This window comes from Mycobacterium sp. TH-M25 (assembly GCF_057473665.1).
The window spans coordinates 1-7,155 of record NZ_JBYCLA010000328.1; the positions used below are offsets into that span (position 1 = coordinate 1).

The 7,155-nt window shown below is 66.2% G+C and carries 7 protein-coding genes; 1 reads left to right on the plus strand and 6 read right to left on the minus strand.

Annotation, left to right across the window (positions count from 1 at the left end; all coding sequences use genetic code 11):
• The 3 genes from AC2VOU_RS10985 to AC2VOU_RS10995 all read right to left on the minus strand — a co-directional run.
• Positions 1 to 408, minus strand: a 408-nt coding sequence (locus AC2VOU_RS10985; RefSeq protein ID WP_486957406.1) for a CBS domain-containing protein, incomplete at its 3' end; no start/stop codon positions are given.
• A gap of 116 nt (positions 409 to 524) precedes the next feature.
• Complete coding sequence (locus AC2VOU_RS10990) at positions 525 to 965, minus strand: CBS domain-containing protein (protein ID WP_486957407.1); 441 nt, start codon at positions 963 to 965, stop codon at positions 525 to 527.
• Positions 966 to 996: 31 nt separating this feature from the next.
• Complete coding sequence (locus tag AC2VOU_RS10995; RefSeq protein WP_486957408.1) at positions 997 to 2,298, minus strand: ArsB/NhaD family transporter; 1,302 nt, start codon at positions 2,296 to 2,298, stop codon at positions 997 to 999.
• 353 nt (positions 2,299 to 2,651) lie between these two features.
• Here AC2VOU_RS10995 and dxs point away from each other — a divergent pair, with 353 nt between their 5' ends.
• Complete coding sequence (gene dxs / locus AC2VOU_RS11000) at positions 2,652 to 4,586, plus strand: 1-deoxy-D-xylulose-5-phosphate synthase (protein WP_486957409.1); 1,935 nt, start codon at positions 2,652 to 2,654, stop codon at positions 4,584 to 4,586.
• A gap of 68 nt (positions 4,587 to 4,654) precedes the next feature.
• On the opposite strand, the gene AC2VOU_RS11005 is transcribed toward dxs, so the two are convergent.
• The 3 genes from AC2VOU_RS11005 to AC2VOU_RS11015 form a co-directional block, all read right to left on the minus strand.
• Entirely contained in the window at positions 4,655 to 5,944 is a 1,290-nt protein-coding gene (locus AC2VOU_RS11005; protein ID WP_486957410.1) for an HRDC domain-containing protein, read from the minus strand.
• A 1-nt stretch (position 5,945) separates the two neighbouring features.
• Positions 5,946 to 6,527: a DUF3000 domain-containing protein gene (locus AC2VOU_RS11010; RefSeq protein ID WP_486957411.1), complete on the minus strand. Its 582-nt coding sequence runs from the start codon at positions 6,525 to 6,527 to the stop codon at positions 5,946 to 5,948.
• Between the two features lie 119 nt (positions 6,528 to 6,646).
• Positions 6,647 to 7,155, minus strand: a 509-nt coding sequence (locus tag AC2VOU_RS11015; protein WP_486957412.1) for an enoyl-CoA hydratase/isomerase family protein, incomplete at its 5' end; no start/stop codon positions are given.

The window sequence follows — 7,155 nt, forward strand, 5'->3', positions numbered from 1 at the left end:
GATCACCCCATGCAGCCGGCCGTCTTTGACGACCGCAACCAGCGGACTACGCAGCCTCGCCATCACCTCGGCCACCTCGATGATGGTGTCGTCGGCATCGGCCACCGGGATGTGCTGCCGCTGCTTGGGCAACATGTCGCGGATGGTCTTGCCGCTCAGCTTCTCCGCCGCGTGGTCGGACATCGTCTCGGTGACGACGCTCGCCAGCCCGGGATCGTCCTGCACGTAGCCGGGCACGATAAAGCGCACCACCTGAGATGCCGGTAACACCGCGAACGGCGCCTCCGACGTGTCGGTGACCACCACCAGGCCGTTGAGTCGATGCTCAGCGAGCAGACGAACTGCGTCTAGCGCGTTTGAGTCGATTTTTACGACTGGGAATTCCTCGTCGAGATCCTTTGCCCGCACATCCTCACCATACTTCCGCAAGCAGCATTCGGGCATCGGGATGGGCGTAAGGGAATTCTCAGGTTGCGTTCGAGACAGCTAAGAGCGTGGTCAGGTGCGGGGTGCCGAAGGGGCACTCAGGATTTGAGCGCCGCGGCCAACAACCGTGACGCCGTGATCACGCCGCGCAAGACGCCGTTCTCGGTCACCGCCATCAACTGGCAGCGCTGTTGCGACATCTCTGCGGCCACCTTGATCACGCCGTCACGCGCATCGACGGACGGAACTTTGTGCAAGCCTTTTGGCAACAGGTCGCTCACCGTCTTGCCGGCCAAGTTCTGCGCGTGATCGGTCAGAGCGTCCCCCAATACGCCGGCCAGCGTGACGTCGGCCTGAACGTAGCGCGGCAGTAAGAAATGCAACATCTCGGAAGCCAGCAGCACCGCGTGCGGTTTTTGCGACGCGTCGGCCACGACGAGACCGGGCAGGCCGTGCTCCGCGATCATCCGGGCGGCCTCGATGGCATCTGAGTGCATCTGCACGACCGGAAACTGCTCATCGAGGTCTCTCGCCCGCACTAGGCCAGCTCCTTACGACCGAATCGGTGCGCTACGCGAAGTAGCGCAGCCACAGGTATCCCAGACAGAGAACAAACGACATCGCAGTGACGGCCGCACCACGTTTGGTGAAGTCCCAGAACGAAACCGGATGGCCGGACCGGTTCGCGATCCCGACCGCGACGATGTTTGCGCTGGCGCCGACCGGGGTGAGGTTGCCGCCGAGGACAGTGCCCAGCAGCAGGGCCCACCACAGCACACCGGAGCTGGCATGCCCAGGGATCGTGTCAGCGAATTGTGCGACGATCGGCGTCATCGCGGCCGCGTACGGAACGTTGTTGATCACGCTGCCCAACGTGAACGAAATCGTCAGGATCAGCAGCGTCGCGGTCCAGGCATCGCCCTGGGCGACGTGGCTGGCGACCTTCGCCAGTTCCTTGATGACACCGGTCCGCACCAGTGCCCCGACCATGATGAACAGCCCGGCGAAAAACAGCAGCGTTTCCCACTCGACGCTGCCCAGATAGAATTCGCGCTCGATACCCGAGATCACGATCAGGATGCCGGCCCCGGCCATCGCCACCATCGACGGCTCCATGCGGATCTGCTGGTGCAACACGAATCCGACGAAGACCACGCTCAGGACGATTCCGCACTGAAGCAAGAGCTTCGGGTTGCGGATTGCTTCACGTTCGTCCAGCAACATGATGTCGGCTGCCCGCTCTGGATCGGTGACGAAGAAGCCCGGGTACAGGCGCGGCAGGATCGCTATCAGTGCGACAAGAACGAGCAGCACCGCGGGCGCCATGTTCGCGCTGAACTCGATGAAGCTCAGATGGGCGCCGGTGCCGATGATGATGCTGGTCGGGTCGCCGACCAGCGTCGCGGCGCCGGCGATGTTGGCGGCAATGGCCTCGACGACCAGAAACGGCGCCGGATTCATCGCGAGACGGTCGCAGACAAGCAAGGTGACCGGTGCGATCAACAGCACGGTGGTGACGTTGTCCAGAACGGCGGTCCCAAGCGCCGTGACCACGATGAGCAGGATCAAGATCCGCAGCGGAGATCCCTTGGCGCGCTTGGCTGACCAGATCGCCACGTATTCGAAGGCACCGGTCTGACGCACCACGCTGACGATGATCATCATCCCGAGCAACAGGAACAGGACGTCCCAGTTCACCCCGGTGTCACGCGAGTAAAAGATGTCTTCGGAGGTCAACTTCGGCAGGAAGAACATCAATACCGCGCCGGCCAGTGCCACCTTGGTTTTGTTGAATCGCTCCGTGGTGATCAGCACGTAACAGACCACGAACACGGTCGACGCGTACACGGAGTGGAACAGATCGCTGCTCATCGGCGGTCCTGCCGTCGGGAGTGGATGGGGTTCGGCATCGACGGGGTGAGGATCCTCAAGATAGCTGCACCGAAGTCAACGGGCGCGTCGCATGGATAACGCTGTCGAACCCTGACGTCTGTCCGCCAAGCGCGGTGGCGCCGACCGAGCAAGTCATGCCGCACTCCTGAATAGCCCCTAATTACAGGAAGACTCCACGGCGCACCAAAGAACACCGACCAGACTTCCCGGCACGCCGCGGGTTAGGTTAGCAGGCCCGTCTGTGTTGTTTCTGTATGTGACGGGGTGTCTGCCCCGGACGGTATCTACGCTGGTCCGCGTACCAAGTTGGCGACTCTGCGTACACTGACGCAATGCTTGAACAGATCCGTGGGCCCGCCGATCTGCAGCACCTCTCGCAGGCGGAACTGCGGGATCTGGCCGCCGAGATACGCGACTTCCTGATCCACAAAGTTGCGGCGACGGGCGGCCACCTCGGTCCGAACCTCGGCGTGGTCGAGCTGACGCTCGCGTTGCACCGAGTGTTCGACTCGCCCCACGACCCGATCATCTTCGACACCGGCCACCAGGCGTACGTGCACAAGATGCTGACCGGGCGCGCGGCGGACTTCGAAACATTGCGCAAAAAGGACGGCCTGTCCGGATATCCCTCGCGCTCGGAGAGCGAGCACGACTGGGTCGAGTCGAGCCACGCGAGCGCTGCGCTGTCCTACGCCGACGGTCTGGCGAAGGCCTTCGAGCTGACCGGACATCGCAACCGGCATGTGGTCGCGATAGTGGGTGACGGGGCGCTCACTGGCGGGATGTGCTGGGAGGCGTTGAACAACATCGCGGCGGCCCGGCGGCCGGTGGTGATCGTCGTCAACGACAACGGGCGCAGTTATGCGCCGACCTTCGGCGGCCTGGCCAACCACCTGGCCATGCTGCGGTTGCAACCGGGTTATGAGTCTTTGCTGGAACGCGGCCGCAGCGCGGTGCGCGGTATGCCGGTCTTCGGCGATCTGGCCTACCACGTCATTCACAGCGTCAAAGCCGGTGTGAAGGATGCACTTTCGCCGCAGCTGCTGTTTACTGACCTGGGGCTGAAATACGTGGGTCCGGTCGACGGCCACGACGAACATGCGGTCGAGGCCGCGCTGCGGCGGGCCCGCGGATTTCACGGCCCGGTGCTGGTGCACGTCGTCACCCAGAAAGGCCGCGGCTACGGCCCGGCCGAGGACGACGAGGCTGACCAGATGCATTCCTGTGGGGTCATCGACCCGGCCACCGGATTGGCCACCAAGATTGCCGCCCCCAGTTGGACGGCGACCTTCTCCGAGTCGCTGATCGAGCAGGCGAGCTGGCGTCGCGACATCGTCGCGATCACCGCGGCGATGCCTGGTCCGACCGGTTTGAGCGCTTTCGGAGCGCGATTCCCGGACAGGCTGTTCGACGTCGGTATCGCCGAGCAGCATGCGATGACGTCCGCGGCCGGGATGGCGATGGGCGGCCTGCATCCCGTCGTCGCGATCTACGCGACATTCCTCAACAGGGCGTTCGACCAGATCATGATGGACGTCGCGCTGCACAGGCTGCCGGTCACGATCGTGCTCGACCGGGCCGGGGTCACCGGCAGCGACGGCGCCAGCCACAACGGCGTGTGGGACATGTCGATGCTCGGCATCGTGCCCGGCATCCGGATGGCCGCGCCACGCGATGGCGCTCGCCTGCGCGAGGAACTCGGCGAGGCGCTGGCCGTCGAGGACGGTCCGACGGTGATCAGGTTCCCGAAAGGCGACGTCGGCGAAGACATTCCTGCGGTACAGCAACATGCGGGAATGGACATACTGGCAGTGCCGGCCGTGGGTCTTGGTGCCGACGTGGTGCTGGTGTCGGTCGGAGCATTCGCATCGATGGCACTGGCGGTGGCCGAGCGGCTGCGTGATCAGGGCATCGGTGTGACGGTGGTCGACCCGCGGTGGGTGCTGCCGGTGCCGAAAGCGCTGGGGGAGTTGGCGATCGCACACCAGGTGGTCGTCACACTGGAAGACAACGGGGTGGCCGGTGGTGTCGGCTCGGCGGTGTCTGCCGCGCTGCGGGCCGCCGAGATCGACGTGCCGTGCCGCGATATCGGTCTGCCGCAACAGTTCTTCGCTCACGCGTCACGCGGTGAGGTGCTCGCCGAGGCAGGTCTGACCGACCAGCACGTGGCCCGCCGAATCACCGGCTGGATCGCGGCTTTGTCTCGCGACGATGCGGGCCGGGGCGAGGTCGACTCCGGGACCGCGATCACCGAACAGCTGGATTGACGTCCGTTCTCCTTGGCTTCTCGACATTTAAACCTCTGCCAAGACACGCCGAGCGGCGTCGCACTGGCTTAAGTTTCGGCGGGTGCGGTCGATTGCAACGCCACGGCCAAGGCGGGCACCGTCAACTCACGCTGCCAGTTGCGGGCCTGACCCGCGGCCAGGAACTCCTCGATCCTCGCCGCGACGTCATCCTCGCCCGCGGTGGCGTCCCAGTCCCAGCACAGCCGCCGGACCAGTTCGGGTGTGACCAAATTCTCGCTGGGCACCGATACCCGCTGCGACAACTCCCGCAGCGCGGCGCGGGCTGCGTCCAGCCGTGCGGCGGCCTCCGGCCGTCGGCGGGCCCAGCGCGCCGGCGCGGGCGGCCCGTTGGGCGACTCGGCTTCCTCTGCGAGACCGGGATTGTCGCGCGCGGCCCGCAGCGCCGCCAGCCAGGTGGAGGCGCTGCGGCGTTGCCGCTTTCCGCCGAAGATCGGTAAGGCGACCAAGTCGTCGAGGGTCTTCGGATCGGCGGCCGCGGCCGCGATGATCGCCGAATCGGGCAGGATGCGGCCCGGCGCGATATCGCGCCGTTGCGCGATGTCATCGCGCACCGTCCACAATTCGCGAACCGCGGCCAGGCCGCGCGGGTCGCGCACCTTGTGAATGCCGGACGTACGCCGCCAGCGGTCCCGCCGTGTCGTCGGGCTTTGACCGGCGCTGCGTCGAAGATAGTCGAATTCCTCTGCTGCCCAAGCGGTTTTGCCCTGTTCTTCGAGTACGTCAGCGACCGCCTCGCGCAGACCGATGAGCACTTCGACGTCGAGTGCCGCGTAGTTGAGCCAGGCGGCCGGCAGTGGTCGCCGCGACCAGTCCGCCGCGCCGTGGCCTTTGGCCAGCCCGACACCCAGCAGGCGTTGCGCCATCGCCGCCAAGTTGACCCGGTCGAAACCGGCCAGTCGCCCCGCCAATTCGGTGTCATACAGGGCCGTTGGCCGGATGCCCACCTCGGCTAGGCACGGCAGATCCTGGTCGGCTGCGTGCAGGATCCATTCGTCGGATGCCATGACGTCGGCGACGGGCCGCAGCACGGTCAGCGGGTCGCGGCCGTGACTGACCGGGTCGATGAGCACGGTCCCGGCGCCGGCCCGGCGGACCTGGATCAGGTAGGCGCGGTTGGAGTAGCGGAACCCCGACGCGCGCTCGGCATCCACCGCGAACGGGCCGTGGCCGTCGGCGAGCAGCGCTGCGGCGGCGGCGATTTCGTCTGCGGTGATTGATAAGTCGGGCACGCCGTCGGCGGGATGCAGCAGCGGCGTGACGTCAGGTTCCGCGGCGTCGGGTGTTTCGGTGGGTGGTTCTGTGGGCTCGCTGGCCATGTCAAACGCGCGACCGGGTGCCCAAATCTGTCACCCCGACCGGCGGCAGCCCCGCGGCGTGCTCGAGCACGTGGCAGAACGCCTCGACATGGGGACCGATGTCGGTGGTGAGTGCGGTCCAGGACGCGCGCAGCTCCAACTGGTGGGCCCGCGGCGGCCCGGAAATGTCGCCGTAGCGGACCGAGGTGGTGGCGGTGACGGTGCCGCCCAGTGCGGTGACCTGTTCGGCGCTTGCATCCAGCGCCTCGACCAGCCAGCTCCACGCGACCTCCGGCAACAGCGGGTCGACGGCTTCGCTGGAGTCCAGATCGGCCTGGATGTAGGCGACCAGGCGCATGGTGCCGTCCCACGCGTCAGCGCCCTCCGGGTCGTAGAGCAGGATCAGCCGGCCGAAGGCGTCACCGTCGGAGCGCTCCGGGACGACATCGAGCTCGGGACGCTTCACTTCGGCACCCAGGGCATAGCTGAAGGGCGCGAGACGCTGCGGCGGCCGGATGGGGCCCAGCTCGATTTCAGCCCTGACGCTGGCCCCGCTCATTGCCTCCACGGCCTCGCGAAACGGGGCCGGCTCGGCTGCTGTCATGACAGATGACCGTAGACCTCCCTGCCGATACCCGCAGGCAGGCGCGCCGCGGTCGAGCAAACCGTTCATTCTGCGGCTGCGGTGGGGTTGTGCGAGTAACACCGACCCTGCGCGCAGAGTCAACGTGAGTGATCGCCGGTGAAATGGGCCGGCCGCTTCTCGCGGTGGGCGGCTAGGCCCTCGCGCACGTCGGGCCCGCTGAAACTCAAAAACTCCAGGCCAAGAGATGTTTCGAAGGCCGGCGCCGCCATCCGGTACCAGTGGTTGAGGCTGTGTTTAGTGAACCGGATCGCCGACTGAGCCCCTTGCGCCAGCTCGGTGGCGATCCGGGTGGCGGTGTCGAGCACCTCGCCGTCGTCCACACACATCGACACCAGCCCGATGCGCTCGGCTTCCTCGCCGGACAGCGGCGCGCAGGTGAGCAGGTAGTACTTGGCTTTGGCCATCCCGACCAACAGCGGCCAGCAGATCGCGGCATGGTCGCCGGCGGCCACGCCCAACTTGGTGTGCCCGTCGATGATCTTGGCGGTGCGTCCCGCCACCGAGACATCGGCCAGCAGCGCCACGACCAGGCCTGCCCCGACCGCTGCGCCGTGAATCGCCGAGATCACCGGCTTGTCCAGGTTGA